At 45.3% G+C, this 24,296-nt stretch carries 21 protein-coding genes; 13 read left to right on the top strand and 8 right to left on the bottom strand.

The features are described from left to right. Positions 1 to 331: 331 nt before the first annotated feature. Complete coding sequence (locus B3157_RS08845; protein ID WP_099830594.1) at positions 332 to 1,639, top strand: uracil-xanthine permease family protein; 1,308 nt, start codon at positions 332 to 334, stop codon at positions 1,637 to 1,639. A gap of 78 nt (positions 1,640 to 1,717) precedes the next feature. Further along, positions 1,718 to 2,251 (top strand): GNAT family N-acetyltransferase, encoded by a 534-nt coding sequence (locus B3157_RS08840; RefSeq protein ID WP_214061353.1) that lies wholly within the window; start codon positions 1,718 to 1,720, stop codon positions 2,249 to 2,251. Here B3157_RS08840 and B3157_RS08835 read toward each other — a convergent pair. Next, positions 2,248 to 2,979, bottom strand: a complete 732-nt coding sequence (locus B3157_RS08835; protein WP_099830596.1) for a Nif3-like dinuclear metal center hexameric protein — start codon at positions 2,977 to 2,979, stop codon at positions 2,248 to 2,250. The genes B3157_RS08840 and B3157_RS08835 overlap by 4 nt on opposite strands. A gap of 285 nt (positions 2,980 to 3,264) precedes the next feature. Here B3157_RS08835 and B3157_RS08830 point away from each other — a divergent pair, with 285 nt between their 5' ends. The 10 genes from B3157_RS08830 to B3157_RS08785 all read left to right on the top strand — a co-directional run bounded on the left by B3157_RS08830 (position 3,265) and on the right by B3157_RS08785 (position 13,910). Beyond that, complete coding sequence (locus tag B3157_RS08830; RefSeq protein ID WP_292590146.1) at positions 3,265 to 4,653, top strand: MATE family efflux transporter; 1,389 nt, start codon at positions 3,265 to 3,267, stop codon at positions 4,651 to 4,653. A 186-nt stretch (positions 4,654 to 4,839) separates the two neighbouring features. Next, positions 4,840 to 5,496, top strand: a complete 657-nt coding sequence (locus tag B3157_RS08825; RefSeq protein ID WP_349680382.1) for a 3-oxoacid CoA-transferase subunit A — start codon at positions 4,840 to 4,842, stop codon at positions 5,494 to 5,496. Further along, positions 5,493 to 6,146 (top strand): 3-oxoacid CoA-transferase subunit B, encoded by a 654-nt coding sequence (locus B3157_RS08820; RefSeq protein WP_214061257.1) that lies wholly within the window; start codon positions 5,493 to 5,495, stop codon positions 6,144 to 6,146. The genes B3157_RS08825 and B3157_RS08820 overlap by 4 nt, the downstream gene beginning before the upstream one ends. A gap of 525 nt (positions 6,147 to 6,671) precedes the next feature. Further along, positions 6,672 to 7,274, top strand: coding sequence for a DUF6305 family protein (locus B3157_RS08815; RefSeq protein ID WP_214061256.1), 603 nt, complete (start codon positions 6,672 to 6,674; stop codon positions 7,272 to 7,274). Positions 7,275 to 7,325: 51 nt separating this feature from the next. Further along, a complete protein-coding gene (locus B3157_RS08810) occupies positions 7,326 to 8,627 on the top strand; it encodes a citrate transporter (protein ID WP_214061255.1) in 1,302 nt (433 codons plus the stop codon). 13 nt (positions 8,628 to 8,640) lie between these two features. Next, positions 8,641 to 8,817, top strand: coding sequence for a hypothetical protein (locus tag B3157_RS08805; RefSeq protein ID WP_214061254.1), 177 nt, complete (start codon positions 8,641 to 8,643; stop codon positions 8,815 to 8,817). A gap of 12 nt (positions 8,818 to 8,829) precedes the next feature. Beyond that, entirely contained in the window at positions 8,830 to 10,023 is a 1,194-nt protein-coding gene (locus B3157_RS08800; protein ID WP_214061253.1) for a deacylase, read from the top strand. A gap of 53 nt (positions 10,024 to 10,076) precedes the next feature. Continuing rightward, positions 10,077 to 11,630, top strand: coding sequence for a dipeptidase (locus B3157_RS08795; RefSeq protein WP_214078398.1), 1,554 nt, complete (start codon positions 10,077 to 10,079; stop codon positions 11,628 to 11,630). 144 nt (positions 11,631 to 11,774) lie between these two features. Further along, positions 11,775 to 13,388 carry a dipeptidase gene (locus tag B3157_RS08790; RefSeq protein WP_292590143.1) on the top strand — a complete coding sequence of 538 codons (1,614 nt, stop codon included), beginning with the start codon at positions 11,775 to 11,777 and terminating at the stop codon, positions 13,386 to 13,388. Positions 13,389 to 13,637: 249 nt separating this feature from the next. Further along, entirely contained in the window at positions 13,638 to 13,910 is a 273-nt protein-coding gene (locus tag B3157_RS08785) for a hypothetical protein (RefSeq protein ID WP_099830199.1), read from the top strand. 70 nt (positions 13,911 to 13,980) lie between these two features. Here B3157_RS08785 and B3157_RS08780 read toward each other — a convergent pair whose 3' ends face one another. The 4 genes from B3157_RS08780 to B3157_RS08765 all read right to left on the bottom strand — a co-directional run bounded on the left by B3157_RS08780 (position 13,981) and on the right by B3157_RS08765 (position 19,915). Next, positions 13,981 to 16,092 (bottom strand): DEAD/DEAH box helicase, encoded by a 2,112-nt coding sequence (locus B3157_RS08780; RefSeq protein ID WP_292590142.1) that lies wholly within the window; start codon positions 16,090 to 16,092, stop codon positions 13,981 to 13,983. Next, positions 16,086 to 17,279, bottom strand: coding sequence for a BREX system ATP-binding domain-containing protein (locus B3157_RS08775; RefSeq protein ID WP_292590141.1), 1,194 nt, complete (start codon positions 17,277 to 17,279; stop codon positions 16,086 to 16,088). Before B3157_RS08775 ends, B3157_RS08780 begins: the two co-directional genes overlap by 7 nt. Before the next feature lie 23 nt (positions 17,280 to 17,302). Then, a complete protein-coding gene (locus tag B3157_RS08770; RefSeq protein ID WP_292590140.1) occupies positions 17,303 to 19,348 on the bottom strand; it encodes a hypothetical protein in 2,046 nt (681 codons plus the stop codon). An 84-nt stretch (positions 19,349 to 19,432) separates the two neighbouring features. Continuing rightward, entirely contained in the window at positions 19,433 to 19,915 is a 483-nt protein-coding gene (locus B3157_RS08765; protein ID WP_214061165.1) for a hypothetical protein, read from the bottom strand. 148 nt (positions 19,916 to 20,063) lie between these two features. Between B3157_RS08765 and B3157_RS08760 the strand changes: the two genes are divergently transcribed. Then, positions 20,064 to 21,032: a hypothetical protein gene (locus B3157_RS08760; protein WP_292590139.1), complete on the top strand. Its 969-nt coding sequence runs from the start codon at positions 20,064 to 20,066 to the stop codon at positions 21,030 to 21,032. Here the strand turns inward: B3157_RS08760 and B3157_RS08755 are convergent. The 3 genes from B3157_RS08755 to B3157_RS08745 are packed head-to-tail and all read right to left on the bottom strand — an operon-like array spanning position 21,011 to position 24,120. Continuing rightward, positions 21,011 to 21,862, bottom strand: coding sequence for a carbohydrate ABC transporter permease (locus B3157_RS08755; RefSeq protein WP_214061163.1), 852 nt, complete (start codon positions 21,860 to 21,862; stop codon positions 21,011 to 21,013). The two genes, B3157_RS08760 and B3157_RS08755, sit on opposite strands and share 22 nt — an antisense overlap. A gap of 9 nt (positions 21,863 to 21,871) precedes the next feature. Next, on the bottom strand, positions 21,872 to 22,783 hold the full coding sequence (locus B3157_RS08750; RefSeq protein ID WP_099830206.1) for a carbohydrate ABC transporter permease: 912 nt from the start codon (positions 22,781 to 22,783) through the stop codon (positions 21,872 to 21,874). A gap of 56 nt (positions 22,784 to 22,839) precedes the next feature. Next, entirely contained in the window at positions 22,840 to 24,120 is a 1,281-nt protein-coding gene (locus B3157_RS08745) for an extracellular solute-binding protein (protein WP_214078391.1), read from the bottom strand. Positions 24,121 to 24,296: the final 176 nt, after the last annotated feature.

Raw genomic sequence — 24,296 nt, 5'->3', positions numbered from 1 at the left:
TACCCTTTTCAAGTAGATTATTTGTGATGCATATCGCGTGGCCAATATCGGCGATCCATATGATAGAATAACCTTTGGAAGATTTTACTTGGAGAGTGACTTTTATGTCGGAAGCATTGTTTGAACGAGTAGAAGCTCTGTTCACTAGCCGATACAAGAGTCATTGTCACCGCTTATGTATCACGGTGTTTATCTCTTATGCGCTTTGTGCAATCGAGATGGTAATAATCAAGATTGCAGATGATATAAGATCAAAGAAAAAAACCTCACGTGAATTCGTGAGGTCTTTTCTTTGATTGCGACACTACTTTAAATACGGAGGAGGGATCTTGTGAGCAATGAGAAGTCGGCTTACCAGGAGGTAAAAGAACAGGAAGACAGGAGCAAGAATTTGGGTAAAGGAGGTCTTCTGGTACTGGGACTGCAGCATGCATTCACGATGTTTGGGGCAACGGTACTTGTTCCATATCTGACCGGCGTTCCAGTGAATGTTGCGTTGTTTACTGCAGGCATTGGTACACTCCTTTTTCATCTACTAACAAAATGGAAAGTGCCAGTCTTCCTTGGATCGAGCTTCGCTTACATTGCCCCAATCAATGCCGTGATACTCTATCATGCTAACGCCCCTGAAGCTTTCGGATCTGTACCAGAGGCGATTTCCGCAGGGTTCGCTATCACACCCGATATGATAGCCTACGCAACGGGCGGAATCATGATCGCAGGGTTTGTTCAAGTTGCAATTGCTATCCTGATTAAGGTTCTCGGGATTAGCAAATTCGAGAAGATCTTCCCACCAGCTGTTGCCGGAACAATAATCGCTGTGATCGGTTTGAACCTAGCACCCACAGCAATAAGCATGGCAAGTTCAAATTGGTGGATAGCGATAGTATCTTTGGGAACGGCAGTAATTGTAAGACTATATGTTAAGGGTTTTACAAGACTCATTCCAGTTATGTGCGGTATAATCGTAGGCTATATCGTTGCTGCAATTACCGGCAACGTCTCTTTCGATGCGGTTAACCAGGCTAGCTGGATAGGAATACCTTCCTTTGTACTTCCTAAGTTTTCGGTCTACTCTTTGACCGTTCTCGTCCCTGTGGCCCTTGCCCCAACGATCGAGCACTTCGGGGATATATTTGCAGTGTCTTCAATAGTTGGAAAGAAATTCTATGATGACCCCGGTATACACAGAACTCTGGCCGGAGACGGAATCGCGACAGCTGTAGCTGGGTTTTTTGGAGGTCCAGCAAACACAACTTACAGTGAAAACACAGGCGTTTTGGCGATCACAAAGGTCTTTAACCCCACGGTAATGAGGATCGCCGCTGTATTTGCGATTATACTTTCATTTGTACCAAAAGTGGGAGCGGTCATTCAGTCGATTCCTACAGCCGTGATGGGTGGCATTGAGATCTTGCTCTTTGGAATGATTGCTGCTGTAGGGATGAAGACACTGATAGAGAACCGAGTGAAGGTAGACGGCAAGAACCTGATTATCATCTCAGTAATGCTTGTGGTGGGTATCGGTGGTGCTGCCATAGGAATTGGGCCTGTCAGGTTCGAGGGAATAGGTCTGGCCGCGCTTGTCGGCCTTATCCTGAACGGGATATTCGTGGCAACTAAAGCTCCCGAAGAATAGATTTCAGAACTTTCATAGAACAAGAGGTGCCCTGGGTGGCACCTCTTTTGGTATACTATTTCGACGGGGGTGGTATCTGTGTTAATGGGTCGTCTGGTATATCTTAGAGAGTATAGAAAATCTGATGTTGAGACTGCTCACAAGTATATCAATGACTACGAAGTGAAAAGGATGCTCGTGCCGGGGATTCCGTTTCCGCTAAGACTTGAGGAGGAAGAGAAGTGGTACGATTCTCAGAGCGCATTCAAGGATATCTACAACTTCGCCATTGCAAGGATCGAGGACGATGAGTACTTAGGAGGCTGCGGAATAAACGAGGTCAACTGGAAGAACAGCGTGGCAGCCGTCGGTATCTTTTTGGGAAAGCAGTTCTGGAATGCAGGTTATGGAACCGATGCAATGAGAGTGCTTCTGGCATTTGTGTTTGACCAAATGAATATAAACAAGGCGAAACTCAACGTATATTCGTTCAACAAACGTGCAATCAAGTCATATACGAAGTGCGGCTTTCAGATAGAGGGAACGTTGAGGCAGGAGATTTTCAGAGACGGAGCATTCCACGATGAAATCGTCATGGGGATTCTTAGGTCGGAGCTTATTAGGGAATACTAGACCTCATTATAGTACTCGATGAATTCTACATCAAGCGAGAATCTTTCTTTTATTAGTTGCCCGAGGTTCATTACACCAAACCGCTCGCTGGCGTAATGGCCCACGCAAAAGTAATTGATACCCATCTCTCTAGAGAGTTCCCTGGTAGGTTCTCGTACTTCGCCTGATATAAACGTGTCAGCGATGCCCTCAAGTTTGTCAAGCATTGACGAGGAGCCACCAGATATTACACATACTTTCTGAACGATTTCAGAGTTCTTGTGAAGGAATATCTTCTGATTAGGAAAAAGCTGAGAAAGAGAGAATGTGAACTCGGACACAGTAGTTTCTATAGGAGTTCTGCCTATTAAGCCTACGTCAAATTTCTCGAGGCTCTCAAGACCTAGCTTCTGAGCAATCGCGTAGTTGTTTCCATATGGTATATTTGCGTCCAATGGCAGGTGGTAACCAAGAAGCGTGACACCATTTAACAATACGCTTTCGACTCTTCTTTTCAGGTGGCCTGTGAGTCTGAAGAAGGTCTTTCCGAAGATTCCATGGTGTACTAGTATTGCATCGGCACTTGAGTTTAGGGCCTTTTCTACGAAGGCGTTGCTGAAGGAGACCCCTGTAACGAGTTTCTTTATATCTCTATCTCCTTCGATTTGAATACCATTGTGGCAATAGTCATCGAACTTCTCCGGTTCAAGAACAGAATTCAAAAAGCCTTCAAGCTCTAATGGTCTCACGTTTGCCTCCTTTGCTTAGAAAAGTCCTCCACATGGATATCCTCGATCATTATTCTATCATGTGCCATCGAGTAAGATATAAACTGAAAAAAGAGGGATGTAACGCACCACTTTAATCCAAATCTCTAAACATTCAACTATATTCTCAATCATCGATTCATGCCAGTAATTGTTTTGTGCTAGATTCATAAGATTGTGTTTGATATTCTATTCCTTAATGCACTTCCAAACCAAGGAGGTACGTGCTAAACTTCATAGTACGGATTCCTTACTGTGGAGGCGGAAATGGCTTATAGTCTTCTTAAGTCGTATCTTGATGCTGGCGAAGCTAAAGAAATAAGAAGATCGCTTCTAGTAATGGCTCTTCCCGCAATTGGCGAAAATGTACTTCAGATGCTGCTCGGAATTTCGGATACAGCATTTCTCGGTCACTACGACTGGAGAGTTATGACTGCGGTGGGTACAGCTAACCAAGTAGTGTTTATTTTTCAAGCAGTACTGGTCGCGATATCCACTGGTTCGATGGTTCTGATCTCAAACAGCTATGGTGCCAGAAATCAGCACAGAGTGAATCTTATCGCCTGGCATGCTATTTATCTAAGCATAGTTGTCGGTTTGATTCTCTCAGTCGGTTCTCTATTCTCCGGGAATCTGCTCTCGCTGCTGTTCCCTTCAAGCGACGCATTTATGCAGATGAACGGTGCAAAGTATCTTCAAACAATAATGGTCGGTTTTCCGGCAATGAGCATAATGGTTGTTCTCGGTGCTGCACTAAGAGGTGCAGGTGACACCAGGTCTCCTTTGATAGCAGCTGCGATTGCAAATGGGCTGAATGTCTTTCTAGATTACTCAATGATCTTCGGGAAGTTCGGTTTTCCTGAGATGGGTGCTTTTGGAGCAGCACTCGCGACTGTATTATCAAGGGTTGTAGGTTCCGTAATCATAATTGTACTTCTATTCAGAAACCGGGGAATATCTATGACCAGGAGACCACAGAGGCTTTCCAGGTGGATGCTAAGGGAGGTATTTGTTCTAGGACTCCCTGCTTCAATAGAGAACTTCGGTTTCTCGCTGGGGGTTCTGGTCTTCGCTAACATTCTTTTCATAGCCAGTCCACAGGCCTACGCAGCTCACAGAATAGGAATTCAAGTAGAGTCTCTCTCTTTCATGCCGGCATGGGGGATGGGAGTAGCGATAACTGCACTAGTAGGTATCTATAACGGAAGCAGGCAACGAAGGCTGTCAATAGGGGTAGTCAGGCAAGGTTGGTTCATTGCACTCACAATTTCTTCGATAATTGGAATAGCTATAACTCTATTCCCTGATCTTTTCATATCAATCTTCACGAATGAAACATCGCTCATCGAAGAGGCAAGACTTCCTGTGAGAATCATCGGTTTGTTCCAGGTTGTAATGGGAACTGATTATGCCGTAACCGGAGCGCTTAGAGGTATGGGAGACACTTCGTTCCCGATGAAATCGTCGCTAGTGGCAATGTGGTTAATCAGACTTCCACTTGGTTATGTGCTTGTCAGGCACTTTGGTATGGGCCTCTTCGGAGCCTGGATAGGGATGATGGCAGACATGGTCCTAAGAACTACGCTTAAGTTCGTCAGATTCTATTCTGGAAAATGGGAGATGAAAGCAGATTCCATTCAGGCAAGGTCCGGCTAAAGCTCGTTACTAGTATTCCTTTGCATCACAATCAGCCAGTGCAAATAACAATCAAGATTACTAGCACACAGGAGTTTCCGGAGCGAGAGAATCACTTTGCTCTTCTGAGGCGCTTTTGGTAATATTGTCTTATGCTCGGCGTCCTTTTTGCTACCGACCAGACTATGCTTTAAAGGAGGAGTTCCNNTGAGGATTGTGGAGATCAGTGAGGCAGTTTCAACTGTTAGTGAAGATTCTTCCGTGATGGTAGGAGGATTCTTGGGATGCGGGTCCCCCGACAATCTTATTAATGAGATCATTACCAAGAAAATCAGCGGGTTGACGGTGATTGCAAATGACACCGCTTTTCCCGATAAGGGTATAGGTAAGCTTATTGTGAACAAGTGCGCATGTAAAGTGATTGTATCTCATATCGGCACTAATCCAGAAACACAACGTCAAATGATGGAGGGTGAGCTTAAAGTGGAACTGATTCCTCAAGGGACTCTGGCTGAGAGAATAAGAGCAGGAGGAGTAGGGCTTGGAGGAATTCTAACTCCAACAGGCGTTGGTACTGTCATTCAAGAAGGGAAGAGAGTGGTTGCTGTAGAGGGAAGGGAGTATCTTCTTGAGTTGCCGCTTAGAGCTGATTACGCACTAGTGAAGGCAAAGAAGGCCGATTACTATGGCAATCTCGTCTTTTCTTTAACCGCAAGAAACTTCAACCCGCTAATTGTTCTAGCGTGTGACACAGTAATCGCAGAAGTGGAAGAGATAGTACCTGTTGGTGCGCTAACGCCTGATGAAATACATATTCCGGGAGTTCTGGTTGACTATATTGTAGTCGGGGGGGCAGCTCAATGATAGATGCAAGAGAGATAATCGCGAGAAGGATTGGAATGGAGCTGCGTGATGGGGATCTGGTAAACCTAGGAATCGGTATCCCAACTCTAGTATCGAACTTCATTCCGGAGGGTATTAGAGTCTATTTTCAGTCAGAGAACGGAATAATAGGAATGGGGCCTGTTCCGGAAGCTGGTATGGCGAACAGAGATCTAACAAATGCGGGAGGCCAGTTTATAACGGCTTTACCGGGTTCAGCTACCTTTGACAGTGCGATGTCTTTTTCGATTATTAGAGGAGGGCATCTTGACATTACGGTACTTGGAGGGCTGCAGGTCGATGAACGCGGAATTCTTGCCAACTGGATGGTCCCAGGGAAGATGGTTCCCGGAATGGGTGGTGCAATGGATCTGGTAACCGGAGCTAAGCGAGTTATAGTTGCAATGACACATACATCTAAGGGACTGCCGAAGATTGTCAAAGAGTGTACTCTTCCTGTTACTTCGAACAGGCCAGTCGATTTAGTAGTTACAGAACTAGCAGTAATTCAGCCTACAAGACGTGGTCTTCTTCTGCGAGAGAAGTCAAATGAAGTAAGTGTAGACGAGATTCTGGAGATGACTGAAGCTAGTCTAATTGTCAGTGACGATCTCAAGACCATGTTTGGTTAGGTGACATATTCTGCTGAAGGAGCGTCACACTGATCTGAATTCTGTCAAGATGAAGACATAGTCTCGGTGTTCGCTCTCCGAATACCGGGTGTTTTTCTTATGATTCTTTTATTATAATTCTTTTGTGAACTGGTTGTATCGGTTTTTGAGACGAAGACACCGAGTGTTCATGATCTCTTCTTTAGAATACCGATAAACAATTCTGGAATGAGCTTCAAAAGGAGAACTTTTCTCTAACCCATAAACTGACGGCGTCTTGGCCGGTAACTTTTTGCTATATAAAATTTATGATTTGGATTACGTACTAGATTAGCAGAGAAATCGGCTCTATCAACGCGATAAATTTCAATACTTGTTCTAGAATGCTTCTCATGACTAATTCGGAGACCACGAGGTTTAAGGAGACTTGTGGTAGACTCTCCTGGTAAACCGCCATATATAAGGGATGTGAGTCTCTGCAGTCCTTTAATGCGTTTTCCAGAAATTCGATTGCTCATTTATTCTATTTTTCCAGGAGGTACGAAAATGAAGAAAGCACTGTTGGTACTCGTTGCTATTTCTATTCTGTCAACAACATCTCTATTTGCATTGATCAGTGGAGACGACCCTGTTAAGGGCGAATTGCCTTTCCTTCTTACTAACGCCGGGCAAGGACCCGGAGGGAAGATGGCCAGACTTCTAATATGGCAGTCAAAGGCCATATCTGAAACAGATTTCGATTACAATGCCGAGCCGTTGAGAGACGATCCCAATGATCTAGTTGCCAGAGACTACAAAATGCTCTTTGTGATAATTGGTTCGTCTGCAAAGGGTCTAGGTGCCTCGGGTATAACAATTGAAGAAGAGATTTCGAGACTCAACAAGATGATAGCAGAGGCAAAGAGGCTTGGTTTGTACATTGTAGCCGCACACATCGAGGGAAAAGAGAGAAGAGGCAACCCGGGAAGTGCAGACGAACAGTCTATTGATGCCATTGCTCCGTATGCTGACTACCTGATAGTTGTTAAGAGTGGGAACCAGGACGGCAAGTTCACAAGAATTGCTCAGGAAAACAATGTTCCTCTCACTTTGATCGACAACACTATCGACTTCATGGATGTCATCAAGCAAATGTTCAAGAGCGAATAGGTGGAGTGAGCAACTGTGAAACTGATTTCGCTAATCTGGGGGGGAATCTAGATGTATCTTGAAACGACAATAGTAGCAATCATTATGGTTGCAACTTTCGCAATTGCAAGCTGGAAGCTGAAATCACCAGAGATCTCGATGGTTATAACGGCCATTGTTGGTGCTCTCGTTGGTGGATTTGGCTTCCCATCTAGGTTGCTTGTGGAAGGAATGTTTACTTATTTTGACGTTGGTCTCGTCTTCTTGACAGCGTCTGTGTTCATAAACATTTACTCAGAAACCGGCGCCATGAATGCTTTGGTGCGCTGGATAGTCAAGAAGTTCTACGACAAGAAGTGGTTGATGCTTGTTCTTCTAGGTATACTATTAATAATACCAGGGGCGTTGACTGGAGCCGGCAGCGTTTCCATATTCGTTGTTGGTGGTTTAGTGGCATCTGTCATGAACTACATGGGTTTTTCCAAAAAGAGAGTTGCTGCCTTCATTTATCTGTTTGCTATGCTTGCAGCAGTCGCTCCGCCAATCAATTTGTGGGCGATGTTGATGGCAGCTCAGGCAAACATGCCATATGTCGGCTTCAATGTTGTTTTGCTGGTGCCGATTGTGGTAATTGCTCTCTTCACGATCGTTTATACGGGGCTGAGCAAAACACCTTCTAGGAAATCAAAAGAAGCGATTCTATCGGAGCTTCCAGAACCACCTGAAGGAATGAACTGGGGAAAGATTTTGTTTCCTTTCGTTGCGTTGATCGTAATAATTCTTCTGATGCAGTATGCTGCGTTCCGCATACCTGTCATTGGACTTCCCCTCACTTTCATGATTTGTGCCTTTGTTTCTGTGATGATGGATCGGGACCGCTGGAAGGTTAAGAGATGGTACGGAGTTATGGTGAAGACTGTAGATCAGGTCTTCCCGCTTCTTGCCACCGTGATAAGTGTCGGCGTTCTTGTTAACATTATGGCTGCAACGGGTGTAAAAGGTCTTCTTGCAATAACTTTCATCACGCTTCCAATGGCATTCATTTATGTTACTGCGCTTATCTTTGCTCCCTTTTCTCAAGGAGCTCTCAGCTATGGAAGTGCGATTATTCTTGGTACACCAATAATATTCCTTTTTAACTCTATGGGTCTAAATGTAACCGTTACCGCTGCAGCCCTCAGCTTTCTATTCCCACTTGGTGATTGCCTGCCTCCTTCCAGAATCGTTGGAAGGCTTACTGTTGAAACGGTGGGATACGAAGGGAGCTACATGTCTTTCTTGAAGGCAATTGCCGTTCCCTGGCTGTTTATGGGCGCAGTTGGATTGCTGATGCTAATCTTCCCAAACCAGCTAAGCTTCCTTGTTGTTTATTGATGGGGGTGAGATGATGCTTGTTTTTCTTGACACAGTGATACATTACTTATACTTCATAATGACCGGCGTTTTTGCCTTTCTTCTTCTTCGAAACCTCTTCAAAAGGGAGAGACGGAAGGGCTGGGTTTACGATATTGTTTATTCGTATGTGATAATGACCTTTATTCTCAGAATAATTGGTATCAAGTGAGGGGTGAGTGATATGAAGAATTCTATTAGCCTTAAAATCCTCTTCCTTGCCCTCTCAGGCATATTGGGTGTTCTCGGCGCGATTGAGTTCTGGGAACTGAGACACTACAAAGAGACGGTTGTTGTCTCGGAGGACTTCACGGAACGAATCATGCTGAGCGAATACCTTCCAAGTCTTAAGGGAACCTGGGGCGATACTCCAATCTACATCTATGATTCCGGCGTTCCTGGAGGTTCGATGCTCATATTGGGTGGGACTCACCCTTACGAACCAATCACGACTGTTGCTGCTTACGTAGTTATGGAGAACATAAAGGTCGAAAGCGGAAAAGTCTATATCATCCCGCATGCAAACATGAGTGCGTCGACACTTGGAATGCTCGGCAATGCTTACCCCAAGTACTTCTCGGTTGAGACGCCGTGGGGTGAGCAGAAGTATAGGATAGGGGATAGAGGAACCAACCCGCTCGATCAATGGCCCGATCCATTCACCTACGTTCATTATCCATCCGGTCAGAACCTCGCTTACCAGGACATTAGAAATCTGAACAGAACTTTCCCTGGTAGACCTGACGGAACGCTGACAGAAAGAATCTCGTTTGCAATAATGGAGCTCTTAAGAAATGAAGAAATCGATATCTTCTTTGATTACCACGAAGCATCCCTGATGTATCCAGTAGTGAGTACATACGTTGCACATGATGACGCAATGGACATCGGAATGATGGCGGCAATGATGCTGAGTGCAACGCAGTTCCCGATGAAGATTGAAGCCTCACCGAAGAACCTTAGGGGCTTGACTCACAGAGAAGTTGGAGATTTCAGCGACACTCTTGCTCTGCTAATGGAGACACCTGAGCCCTTTATCGACAGAGTGGTTGGAAAGATGACAGAAGACCTCATGGTTGAAGGTATCGATGAGTTCCTTCAGACTGCAGCGGAGAAGGGTCTTCTTTACTGCGACTACGATATCAAAGAAGGGTTCCAGGATGCACTGGGAAATACAATCATCGGCGCACCTCTAGACTACAGAGTTGGAAGACATCTTTCCGGAACTCTTGAAGCGATTAACTGGATGAATCAATTCTTCCCGGAAAAGGCAATGAGCGTTTCGTTCCCCGGATACGCTGAAATCATGGAAAACGGTACGGGATACTATCTACATGATCCATCAAAAGCCGATAAATCGAGAGTCTTTGAAAACTGAGATTCTCAAACCACGGTGCCTTCAACGGTTCCGTAAATTCCAAGGGGGTATTTATGAGCATCAAAGCAAGAAAGATTCTGGCCCTGGCAGCGATAATCGTACTAAGTGGATTAACATTCGCCTGCACGATTATAGGGGTGGGCAAAGATGCGATGGCTGACGGTTCTACTGTTATCACACACAACGATGACTCTTCTTCAGCAGACTTCCGTCTGTGGATAATTCCGGCGATGGACTGGCCGGAAGGTTCTATGAGAGATATCGTAATCAACTCACACAACTATATCGATTACGGCAATTATCCTGACGTTGAAGTCGGCGACAGGGGGGTTCTTGTTGGCCAGATCCCCCAAGTGGAGCACACCTACGCGTACTTCCATTCCAGATATTCATTCATTAACGAAATGGGAGTGGCAATGGGAGAATCCACCGCAGGTGGTAGGAGAGAGTTGAGAGATGCCCTAGGTATGATCGACTGCTGGACGGCACAGGATATCGCGCTCGAAAGAGCAACGACTGCAAGAGAGGCCGTACGAATAATGGGAGATCTTGTCGAGGAGTATGGCTGGTATGGTTCGGGCGAGATCATCAATGTAACAGACGGAGAGGAAGTCTGGATCTGCGAGTTCTATGGTCGAGATTTGTGGATAGCCTTAAGGCTTCCCGATGACTGTGTATATGTTGGCGCAAATACGATGAGAATCCGTGACGTCGATTTCGAAGATACCGAGAACGTTATGCATTCTCCGAATATCATCTCTTATGCAGTTGAGCAAGGTTGGTATGATCCTGATTCAGGAGAGCCCTTCAGGCCTGCTGACATCTATGCGCCGCGAACGAGTATGAATATTAGAGAGTGGAGAGCACTGAGCTGGTTTGCTCCTTCACTGGAGCTGGAATATGGTCAGGTACACTATCCACTGTGGGTCAAGCCTGACAGAAAGCTTACCGTTTTTGACATCTTCACAATATCTGGCGACTGGTACGAAGGAACGGAATTCGACCTTACGAAAGGAGTCGGAGCAGGCCCCTTCGGCGATCCATTTGCAAGCTATGTTACTGGCGGAAGGCAAAGAGCGATAGGTATACCGCTGAGCTGCTATATTCAGATCAGTCAGATCAAGAGCTGGCTCCCCCCCGAAATTCGATCGTTGGTATGGTTCGGTTACGGTGCAGGGGGAACTCAGTATCACACACCTCTCTGGCCGTCTATGGAAAGGCTTCCGGAATTCTATCAAAACGGAAGCAGATACGAGATATTCAGAAGAGACTCTGGTTGGTGGACAAGTACTTACGTGCAAGAGATGACAAGACTACGATTCAAGGATGCTATCGTAGATCTCAGAGAGTTTAGAGATCCGAAAATGCACGCAATCTACGAAACTGTGCCTAAGATTCAGGAGTTTGCGGCCTCGGTGTATGAAACCGATCGTGAGGCAGCAATTGCGATAATTAGCGATTATGCATACAACACCGCCGTTGCCTGGCAGACCGATTGGTTGAAGCTTGGTGATACGCTCCTAGGAAAATACACTGCTGACAGAATTAATTTCGGTGGTACGAATTATCCTCAGGAATGGAAAGACGCCCTTGAAGCACTAAGATAATCCTAATTGTGTCGCATAGCCGGAAGTTTCAACCGGCTATGCGCTTTCTTGGCGAGGAGGTGGGAATTGCGCTGAAGAAATTCAGCTAGCAATAGTTCGGAGTACCGAAACACTTATACTTATTAGATGGGGTGATGTTGTTTTATGAAGAAGGCATTTATGATCCTGATTGTTGCACTGATCGGCTTTGGAAGTGCGGCAATGGCATGTACGATACTTGGTGTTGGCAAAGATGCAATGGTTGATGGAACCACCATAATTACGCACAATGATGACTCCACAAGTGCGGATTTCCGTCTTTGGATCATTCCGGCGATGGATTGGCCGGAAGGTTCCATGAGAGACATCGTTCTCGATTCCCACAACTACATCGATTACGGTAACTATCCCGAAGTGAATATTGGAACAAGGGGAACACTTATCAGTCAGATCCCGCAGGTCCCCCACACATACCAGTATTTCCATTCCAGATACTCCTTCATGAATGAGAAAGGAGTTGCCGTTAGTGAGTCCACATTTAGTATCGACACAAGCACCGATTACGGCAAGGAAGTAAGAAAGGTTCTCTGGACAGACAGCATGGGAATTATTGATTGCTGGACTGCTCAGGATATCGCTCTTGAGAGAGCTTCCACAGCAAGAGAAGCAGTTAGAATAATGGGAGATCTCGTTGAGCAGTACGGATGGAGTACTGTTGGCGGCGGTGGAGAGACAATGACCGTTGCTGACGGCGAAGAATGCTGGATCGTCGAATTCTATGGAAGAGACCTCTGGGTTGGCGTAAGAATCCCTAGTGATCACTTCACAGTTGCTGCAAACAGAGCAAGGATCATGGAAGTCGATTTCGAAGATACAGAGAACGTGATGGCCTCCCCGAATATCGTTTCTTTTGCAGTTGACCAGGGCTGGTACGATCCCAGTTCAGGTAAGCCCTTCAACATAGCAGAGATCTACGCTCCGAACGACAACCTTTATGCAACTAGAAGAGAGTGGAGAGCATTCGATCTGGTAGCCCCGTCTCTGGGTCTTAGCCCTCACGACGTAAGGTTCCCTCTTTCAGTGAAGCCTGACAGACTGCTTACGGTTCACGACATATTTGTGATTAAGGGCGATTACTATCAGGGAACGGATTACGATCTTACGGTAGGACTTGCTGCCGGACCTTGGGGCGATCCTCTCAGATACGCAAACACAAGTAGAACTGGAACCTGGGAACGAAGCATCAACATGCACAGGACTTGCTACGTCCATATCGGGCAGACAAACTCCGCCTATGCAGACCCGTTCAAGGGAATTGCTTGGTATGGCTACGGTGCACCGGACACAGCTTACATCGTTCCTCTGTGGCCAATCATGAGGGAACTTCCGAAGTTCTACGAAACTGGAAGCAGATATGAAGAGTTCAGAAGAGATTCCGGTTGGTGGGTTAGCTCCTACGTACAGCAAATGGCAGAGCTTCACTATAACCTTGCGATCCAGGATATCAGGAACTACAGAGATCCTAAACTGGAAGTCGTTTACAAGGTCACTCCGAAAGTGCTGGAGCTAGCAACTGAGATGTACGATTCAGATCCTGAAGCAGCGATCGATTTCGTTTCAAACTACGCTTACATGAATGCGGTTGCATGGTTTGAAGAATGGAAGCTTCTTGGTGACAGACTTCTGGGTAACTACGCTCTCGGATATGTCAACTTCAGATCTTCACCGTATCCCGACTGGTGGAACGAAGCTATCGGTTACGGATTCCCCGAGAGATAATTGATTGGGTATCGGAAGCGGCCCTTGCGGCCGCTTCTTTTCATTGCCTATGAGTCTTGAGACGCTTGAGTGTCCTACACTCTTCTTCATCTCAAATGACTACCCGAATAATCAAATCGGCGCTTCCATTTCGACTTTGTTCAAGAAGAATATCGAAATTGGAAATTGGAGCTTCTCACTGTACAAAAAACGTTGGACTTGTGATAACATCTGTCAGTATAGAAGCTGAAGCCGAAAGGAGTGGCAAAGGTGCAAAACATAGAGAAAATCCTTGATCTAGTTGAGGAGCTTTTCGATGAGCTTGAGAATGCAGATGTTCAAGAACTCCATGAAGCGTTGCCTGACATGGAGCAGGACGAAGTGACAGAGTTGAGATCAAGCATTGAGGATTGGATCGACGGTCTTGACGAAATCGTCGCTCGCCTTCCCGAGCTTCAAGCCTCGATTCTCGATCTAAAGGGTGATCTTGAGAGATTGAATGATTCTGTGGTAGAGATGGAAGAGGGTTTTGAGGAAGACTGATAACTACTTCTTGGGGGCTGTGGCCCCTATATCAAACGAATACAGAAAAGAACGGACCAGGGTTACTGGATCACTCTATGACGGCTCCTGCTAGCTCACTCAGAAGCAAAGAGTCAAATAGCCTGTGAATTACGTATTTCACTAGAAGCTCCTTTGGAACGTATCTTTCAAGTTTTTCGCCGAAGAGCTCGTATTGTCTCTTCAGCTCCGAAGGATTGGCCAGGAGAAAGGTAGAGAGAATCCCCGAGACTTCACGAACTTCCAATCTTGAGATAGCGAGAAGCATCTCATGCAGCTCATCAATGTCGACACCTCTTTTTATCACAACACTGTGCCAGTTCGCACTTACCGATTTGAGGCCAGAAACTGCCTTTATACACAGGGATAGAAAGATGTTGGACAAATCGCCCGCAAACGTCTCAATGATCACTCTTTTATTGGATTCTCGAAGGGAAATCAGATTTGGCGAAGCTCTGTGATTGTCAACGAAGTCAAGCAGTATTTGCGAAGCGCCCGGAGAAAGAAGCATTCCATCTGGAATTCTCATTTCAAGGAGAGAAGACCTTATAGCTCTTGCGAACTCCTTCGTCATCAAGGAGCTTCCCCCAAACCACGAGGGCGGTTTGCCACTGCTACCCTTAACTACATGAACGGTCTTCCTGTTTGAGTTGACTTCCTTGACCAAATATGAACGACCGCCGAGCAGAAAACTCATTTCATCATCAGAAGAACTGCTCAGGACGGCCGGGTGAATTTTCCCGATCTCATGTCCGTTGAATATCACAGAGTACTCTAACCCTCCCGGGAAGAGAACTACGAAATCCATCTTTTCCTTCCCGCTGCCGACAATTTCTGCTGTTGAGGCACCTTGTGTTACCGATCTGCCAGTCTTTGCAAGAAAAGCCTCGTCGATCAGGTGCTTCAAAAGAATATTGAAGTCTTCAGTCTCGACTTTTCTGAAAGGGAAGGCTCTCTTAAGTATTGAGAGATCATCATGGTAAAGCGAACCTCTGTTTAGTGTAAGACCGATCAACTGGTGACCCAACAACGGTAAGTGATAATCGCTAGGCTTAAGAGGTTCGACCGAATCTACGGCCAGCATCTGCGATATTCCAAGAAGATTATAAAGACTTTGCGGATCTTCTATGAAGACCGAAACCGATGACTTGTTTCCTTTCCTTCCTGCCCGTCCGGCTCTCTGAAGGAACGAAGCAGTTGATGGTGGGATCTCCAGGAAGATCACTCTATCAATATCACCAATATCGATACCCATTTCCAGAGTTGAGGTTGCGACTATGGCCCTCAGCTTTCTGTCCTTCTTAAATTCCTCTTCGATTTCTACTCGCAAAGACTTGGACACAGAGCTGTGGTGGACCGGGGTGTCTATATCTATCGATCTCGCTTGTGCTGCAAACTCCTCTGCCTTAGACCTTGAGTAAGAAAAGACGAGTACTTTATCGTTAGTTTCCGTAAGAAGCTTTTCAAGATATTTAGCGGGAGAGATTTCTTTCTCGGTAAGAACCTCGATTGTTCTTTTGTTTCTCTTCTCATCTACCACCAATTCCGATTCTCTGTCTGAACTTCCGTTTAGCCATTCTAGCAGCAGTTCTGGGTTCCCAACCGTTGCCGACATCGCGATTCTCTGTTGATCAATGCCGGAGAGTATCTTGATTCTCTCCATCAGAGAGGCGAGTTGAGCTCCCCTTGGAGAGTCAATGAAGGCATGGACCTCGTCAATGATTATAAACTCGAGACAAGAAAGCAGTTCTCTGTTGTCACTCAAGAAGATTCCCTCAACTGACTCAGGAGTTGTTACAAGAACTGAAGCTTCCTTTGCCACGGTGAGCTTCTCCGACTGTGTGAGGTCTCCATGCCATTTCCCGACAGTTAGCCCGAAAGGTCTCAACATCAGCTCAAGACGAGATGAAACGTCGTTGATTAATGATTTTAGAGGAGCTAAGTAGATGCATTTCAGTCCCGCAGAGATTTCGAGAAGTCTGTTGACCACCGGTATCATTACGGCTTCTGTTTTTCCTGATGCAGTTCCGGCTATCAGTAACAGATTCTTCCCATCAAGAATAGGAGGAATTGTTCTGTTCTGGATCTCCCTCAAGCTTTGCCAGCGATATCTGTATGAGAACAAGTCGATTAGTCTCTGATTAAGTCTTGGATCGACTACCACAAGTTATCAGCAGCCTTTACAGAGTCGGTATTCCCGATCGTGTCTGTCTCATTCCCTAGTCTTGAAGAGTCTAGAAGTTCGACAGTAAGCTTGGTGACTTCCCTAACAGACGGTCTGAGCTTTCCGTCAATTCCAGTGTATTGTTTCATTAGAGTCTCAAGAGTCTTCTCTTCGAAAGAGGAGTCTGCAGCATATGAGTAGCAACTTGAGTAGAGCGATTTTATTCTTCTGATCAGTTTTCTTAAGTCCTCTTTACTTAAGGGATCAAGGTTAAGGATAACTGTCTTTCCGCTGCTGTCTCCTGATATGTTTTTCATTCTGTCATAGAGTGCATGATAAGAGGCTATGCCTCTATGTTTGTTCTCAAACCATGCGTCCGTTCCTAACCAAAGAAAATAACTCTTTTGAAGAAAACCAGAAGACATCTTGTCGATTATTTCCCTTAACTGGTTGAAAGTCCTATCCCTTACGTCTCTCCTTCTGTTCATAGTTGCTTCAAGCTCGTCCATGATCACAACTAGTCCTGGAACCTGCAAAGTGTCCATTAGCGATGTGAAAGACCTCAAGAAGTTCCAGCCGTCGTCTTGCAAAAAGTGGTATATTCCGTGCTTCTTCATGGTTCTTCTGTCGACGTTGTCTCCTACCAGGTAGGCGTAAAACTCTTCGCCGGGAGCTCCTTTCCCAGCGCTCGCAACATAAGCCGCGCAGAAATGAGAGAACATTCCATTGGGATCGTAATTGTCACGGGTAGATAGATACTCCCTCACATTACTAACATCATCACTTGCTATTTTCAGTTCTTCGAGTTCAGCGAGTGTTTTCTCTGCCCAGGCCCTAAGGAATATCTTAAGTGGATTGCCGTTGATACCGACCATTGACATATTCTTCATGATAGACCTGAAGAACTCATCCTGTTTGTGAAGGGTGTCATAGTCCTTTTCGGAAAGGCAAGATATCATCATTCCTCTTTCTCTGGAGACATATTCGGCATATCTTGCGAGGGTAGTCTTGCCCAGACCGTATTCGCCTAGAAAGACTCTGACTTTGCTCTTTCCGGTGAGGACATAATCTATGTCGCTTTCAATTTCCTGAGTGTATCTTTCTCGACCCGTTACAATTTCCTTAACATAATCGACGGGAACCGCCGTTCCGGCTCTTATCGCCTCAAACATGGGATGGTAATCCACTGATATCTCCTTTCAACTTTCCATCATTCTTCTGAAGCGAATCTCGCTCTAAGCAAATCCCTCGTTTCTTCATCGAAATTCGTTCCCCAAACAAGCTTCGGTACATCGCCGCTAATCACTTCTATAAGAGGCTTTCCCCCACTTGTTATCTTGGGCGCGACAACGAAAACGCTCCAGAACGTCAATCCCAGCTCCTGAAGAGTGTACTCTCTCTCGGGCTCAGATGAGAGAATCCTGAAGACGGTCTTCCTTGCCTTTCCAGCAAGGGATTCAATCTTTTCTTCCAGTTCTTTAAATCCATCTCTCTCTTCGGGCATTTCTGGAAGGTTCACACGACCCAATTCAGCCGTATCCAGCTCTGGAAAGCAATAGTTCCATTCGATTTCGTTCATCCGCTTAACCGACCATTCAAGTTCATAGTGGAGAGAATTGATCTTCTCCAGCAAGTCTGCGGATATCGGCTTATTCTTTGTTTCCGGTACTTCAGGTCCCTCAGATTCTTCTTCGGCGTCTTCTTCGATAAGCCTTTCTATGATTAGATCCTCTACCGTCTTCTGATCCTTGTCTTCGGCGTTACTCTCGCTCTGATACTCCGAACGATTCTTCTGCTTCGCTTTTAGTGACGCTGGAAGACCGTTTTGTGGGTATTCCTTCCACGTAGACATAACCCTTGCCTCTCTCAAGAACTCTATGAATGTTCTTGCGCTCTCTTCTTTCGCAAAGAAAAGTTTAATTAGGGGTACTCCAAAACCTGTAGCAGAAACGGTGACAACATAATAATTGAAGCACTCGATCCTTTCATTGTTCTTCGCTTCCTTATCCGGTCCGCCTCCAGGGAGAAGGTATTTCCAGGTATATCCGACGAACAAAGCATCCTTGCTGTCGAGAAAAGCTTCTCTCGAGAGTTTTAGCTCTTCCAGCTGTGTTCTTATCGAGTTGAATGGAAAGTTTCTCCCGCCCTTCATGAGTCCCAACGATGAGACAGTGAGCTCGTCAATAGAGCAAAGGACGTAGACGCCACCGCTTTCTTCTGCCTTTATTATACGGAACTCGCTTCTTCTTGCAGAATACCTCATTGTTTCTCCAGCGTGAGCCAGCGGCTCTTTTATCTGTCGCTCCTCGACGATTGTCCAGCAAGCCCAACCAGCCATCGACTTCTGGAATGACGGCAAGATCCTCGCACTTATCTTTTCGAAGTACCACTTTCTTGCTTCTTCCCAATGGCTTTGGCATAGACCATATTCGGTTCTTGCCTCTTTTATTCCTTCTAACCATGTAGCAAGCGTACCGTGTTTTCGAATTCCCCTTTCCAAGAAGGCTATGAAGAGATTGTCTGGCACTGTCAACCATTTCATGAAGGTTGAACAGTATCGTTTAATTTCCCTAATTATTGTCTCAAGCCTTGATAATTGTATCTCTACACTACTTTCGTCGTATTCACCAACGGCGAGTTTGATCTGATTGTCGAGGAATCTGAAAACCCCTTCTTCAGTCGGGGGGAATTTCGCGAGAAAATCTACGAGATCCGACTCGATCAACGGTAGTAGAGTTGTATCAAGGCCGAATACACTTGAAACAAACTCGCTTAGGGGAAGGTTCACTCCGAATTGCTCTGCCCTTCTACGTACCTTCTCGTATAGAATCTTGAGATCCCTTAACCCTGTAACGAATGAGTCTGATTGATTCACAATTCTATTGGCATAATGAACGACTATTCTCTCCAAAATCTGAGGTGCTTCTTTGAAGAAATCCAGGAAGCTCATGAAGCTCTCCTCGAAAACCGGACGTTCTGTTGCCGCCAGGACAAGCGTCTCAACGAGGGCAACTGTACTCTCAGATGATGCTGAGATAAGCTGACCTTCGATGCTTCTGTATATGAAAGCGTACTTAGTATCAAACAATCTCTTGAAAAGTGTTGCAACCATTGGTGTCTTGAGAGATATCAGAGCAGCGTTTGAGGTCTCAATAAGTGGTATCCAGCTCTTACCCTCAAGACTCTCGTTTGCTTTCTCAATAACGTCTTCAGAAGACAAAAAAGTAATGAATTCCCGATGTCGAGAATCAGACAAGATATATCCCTCACTTAAAGTAGCTTCCAAATTGATTATACTACACTTAATGAAGGCGATTTGCAGCTTCCGGAAAACACCGAATCAGCGCTCGATCTCCAGGTCTATCAGCTCGGCGAGATCCAATAATCTTTCGGCAATAAGCGCTCTATTTTGGCAAGCTCTCAGAAATCTTTGATCCAGCCTGAGGGAGGGAAGAGTTTCCCCGGCTTTTTCCAGTCTTGAGATCGCAAGAAGAAGGTAAGCTCCATCGATGAGTTTTCTGATCATGACAGACAGTCGCTCTTCTGTTTTCTCACAGGCGGCTCTCTCAATATCAGCGAAAAGGAAGTTAATAGACTCCAGAATCACTTTGAAGGAGAAAAGCAAAATGTCTTCTTTTGTTTCTAGAGGAAGAGCTTCCAACCTCCTGAGTTCTGTTATCGCCTCTGCAACTGCAAGCCTTGACTGTGAGGGATCTTCCAGGTATCTCTCAAGTTTGTCCACCGTTATTCCGAAAAGATCTGCAATTTGATCGGCGCTTCGTCCTTCGGAGATGATCTTTCGCAGAAATTCCTTCTTACCCATATAATCACCTCTCTTCAATTATATATCCTATCGTCTCTGAGGTTAAGCGTCATTATCAAGAGGGCGAAGTGATCTCGTGAATGTTAGTGTTCGCAATTGAAAGTGTTTTTCTCCAGAAACGTACTAGAATTTAACTGGAGGTGGTGCTATGAAAAGAAGTATTCCTCTACTGGCAATTATCATTATTAGTTCATGTCTTTGCTCAACAACTTTCTACTTCGGAATGGGATTCGGCGGGCTTGTAGAAGTATCACTAAACGACTACGAATGGAAGGTTCGGATTCTTCCAGTTCCTTCTTTGTCTAGTGGAGGAGTCTTCGCCGGCGGTCTGATCTTCAATGTACTAAGAGATAGAGGATTTGCGGTGCTGCCAGCCAATCAGCAAGAGAAGTTGAGTGTAGTTGATACTTTTCACTGCGAAGCAATAGATGTAGATATTGAGAGACTGGAGGTGTTCGTTGCAGATGGAACGCTTGGCTTGAAAGTCTTCAAATTCTATGGACCGCTCTTCTATAGGCATGTCCAAACCATCCCGTTGAAGGGGTGGACAAACTCAGTGTCGTACTGCAATGATTATGTTCTGGTCGGCAGTGAACTCGATGGACTGTTTGTTGTGAGAAGAGGTGATAGCGGATTTGAGCTGATTGATCAGATTCATCCGCGTTATATTAACGATTTGGAAAGTGGATTGACCATTAATGCGGTTGCCGTATACAAAGGAGCATTCTACGTTGCTGCTGCTAATAAAGGCGTTCTGATATTCGAGATAGGCACGTTCGGTCTGGAAGAAAGACAAGGGATTCCTGTTGGTTACGCTATGGATGTTGCAGTTCTTGATGGAGAAGTCTTCGTCGTTGACTCTTTGGGAAGCAGGATTCTAATATATGACGAGAGCGACCACACCCTGAAGGAGAGTCTGGAAGTTGAAAGACCCTTGAGAGAGTTAGTGCCGATATTTGACTGGCGGCAGGGCAGAAAGCTTCTTTTGTGCCGGTTTGATGATTCCGTTTCCGTCATTGATAAAGAAACCTTTCAGGAAGTGTTCTCCCTGAAAGGCTCGTTCTTTGGAATAATCGAACCAAGATACCTCTTCGGTTATCCCTTTCGCGAAGAATGAAGTGAAGCACCACTGACGAAATATTTGGACAGCGCCAGGAAGAGAACAAGGATTGGAATGCTTGCTATGACTGCAGCGGCCATCATCGCACCTTCATTTGTGTGCTTTTCCGTTGCGAACTTGACGATGTAAAGGGGAATGGTCTTCATTTCCTCGCTTTGCGAAATCAATAGCGGCCATAGAAGATTATCCCACTGGGTTCTGAATGTTAGAATTGCCAGAGTCGCGATAGCCGGCGCGCTGTTGGGGAGTATTATTCTCAAGAAGATGCTGAATTCACCGGAACCGTCGATTCTTGCGGCATCAATTATCTCGTCTGGAAACGTGATAAGGTATTGTCTCATCAAAAAGATGCCGAACGCGTTCATTAGAAATGGAAGGATCAGTCCTATATAGGAGTTTTGAATCTTCAGTGATGTGGCTACCAGATAGAGAGGAATCATGATGGCTTCAAAGGGGATCATCATTGTGGCCATTATCAGCAGAAAGACAAGATTTCGACCCCTGAAAGGGAACTTCGCCAATCCATATCCTGTGAGGGCGGAAAGAAAAACGGTAGAAATCGATACTACCCCGGCTACGATGAAAGAGTTAAGAATATTTCTAGGAAAAATGAAACTCCCATCGTTTCCCCTCAAGGCCTGCCAGTAATTCTGCCAGTAGAGATCTTTGGGTATCCACGGATAAGGCATCTTAAGGATATCTCTCGATGGCATGAGAGATGCGGTAAACATGAATATAATCGGTGCAAGGATTACAATGGCGGTTAGAATCAGGAAGGCCCAAATCAAGACATCGACGATAAATGATTGCTTCTTAATGGTCTTCATCAGCACCCCCTAATAATCGACTTCTCCGCCCGATCGGCTTACCCTAAACTGAATCCAGGTGAAGAATAGCATAATAGCGAATAGCAAAACGCTCATAGCGCTTGCCCTACCTATGTTGTGATCTCTTATTGCTGTGTTGTAAATGTTCAATGTAATGACGTTGATCGGTTCAGTAGGGGCTCCTGATTGGGTGAAAAGGTACTGCGTGCTGAACGTCTTGAGACATTGCAGCATCGACATTATCGACACTAAAACAGTTGTAGGTTTCAGCAAGGGGAGAGTAATGTGCCAGAAGTCTTTCCAGCCATTGGCACCGTCTATTTGAGCTGCTTCGTGCATACTCTGCGGAATACTTGCGAGCCCCGTTATATAAATGATTGTGAAGTAACCGATATATTTCCAGAAATAGACAAGTATTGTGGATAATCTTACCATACCTGCAGTTGCTAGCCACTTGTAGTCTTTCCCCACGGTTCCTAACAACGTGTTCATTGTTGTGTTGGCCAGACCCCTTGGATCGAAAATCAGCAACCAGATCGCTGCTGAGACCACAGAAGAGAGAACGGCCGGAGAGTAGAACGCCATTTGGAAGAATTTCTGAAATCTTCGCCTTGACATTATCAAAACTGCAAGAAGAAGACTGAATACAACAATGGGAATGAATGTGCCTAAAGTGAAAATGAATGTTGCTTTCACCGAGTTCCAGAAGTCTGGGGATTTCAGCAGGTACTCGTAATTTGAAAAACCGATAAATGTTGGTGGACGAAGATCAAGTAGTCTCTTTCTGAAGAGGCTCGTATAAAAAGCATTTATGATTGGGTAGAACGAAAAAACAGCAAAGAAAGCCAGCGATGGTAAAACAAAGAACCAGCCCCACCTTGCCTTTTTGTGCTCTATACCCCGATTGAAGATATGTCTCAAAGGTAAGGCTCACCCCTTTCGATATTAATATGCCCGCCTTTCGGCGGGCGAATTGTCTAGTATTGATCGTCCAAGACTTCTTGAACCTTTCTGCGAAGAGTGTTGAGTGCGTTTTGGGAACTTGTCCCGCTTAGCATAACGGATTCAACAGCTTCCTTAATCAACGACTGGATCTTCGCGGAGCTTTCGGAGAAGTAAACGACAGTTGACTTTTCAAGGTCTGAGATGAAGACATCTGAGTACGGATAGTTCTTGAAAGTCTCTGATTCGAGAAGTTCGTTTGTTGGAATTATTATCGCTACCTTTTCGAGGTATTCCTCTGCGTGGCTTAGCATGTATGATATGAACTTCCACGCCATTTCTTGGTTCTCCTTAGGTTTCTGGGAGTTAACCATGTAGTAATGTCCATAGTAGTGAGCCGGAACGTGATTCACAGCGTTTTCAAATTGTGGGAAGGGGACAACCATGAATTCGCCGCTTTCATAGAACTCAGGATTGTCTGCCTTTATTCTAGCTATCTGATAAAGCCCTGATGTACACATTCCAATGTCGTTGTTGTCCATATTGAAAAGACTTCTTGCGTTTTTATACGTGGGCGACCCGAGATTTCGCCCATTTGGGCCCCAGGCGGCCATATAATCGAGGAACTTGAGCCAAGCTTCATCGTTAATGATTGCAGTCTTCCCATCGTCGCTTACAAGTTTTCCTCCCATCTGTTCAACCAGAGGCATGAATGCAACGAGATAATACGGATATCTGAAGTCGAAACCTCGGCGGGTGATAATCTCACCCTCTCTTATCGTTAGTTTCTCGGAGACATCCATCATCTCTTCCCAAGTCTTAGGATAGTCGACCTCGGGGTCGAGACCAGCATCTCTGAAGACTTTCTTGTTCAGGAATATACACCAGTTGGTTATTTCGAGAGGCAGCCCGTATATCTCGCCCTCATATGTTACTGGAGCGAGAGTTCCAGGTAGATATGATGCTAAAAGACCTTCTTTATCTGTGTAACCAGCTGCTTCGTAATTTACTGGAGCTACTCTACCATTAACAATATAGGCGAACTCATCTTCTACTGACATATTGAAGATGTCTGGGCCCTGGTTGGCTGCGAACGCGGTCAGAATGAGTTCCTGGATTTTCGTCGAAGATTGGGTAACCCTTTTAATAACTACATTGGGGTACATCTCCTGAAATTCCCGGATGAAACGTTCTTCAAGTGGAGTTCTGTTCGGATCTTCATGAGTCCAGAACTCCAGAACGATTGTGTTGGCGATCAGTGCGGACATAGTCAGAAGAAAAGACAGGATTAGCACGAAAAGAAAACGCCTATTCATCGAAAAACACCTCCCCATAGAATTGGAGCAACTGCTCCTGATAAAATAATACAACTTTGATGCATAAATACGAAGCTTATTTTGACTGGATCTAGGCTATTAGGAATCCTTCTTGCAGAGAAAATGACCGGAGTGTGCCAAGAAGGTGAAGAAGGAAACTTCAAGCCATGCTTAAT

Source organism: Mesotoga sp. UBA5557 (genome assembly GCF_002425715.1).
Classification (GTDB): domain Bacteria; phylum Thermotogota; class Thermotogae; order Petrotogales; family Kosmotogaceae; genus Mesotoga.
The sequence above is the reverse complement of the archived record's forward strand: the minus strand, read 5'-3'. Positions and strand labels throughout refer to the sequence as shown.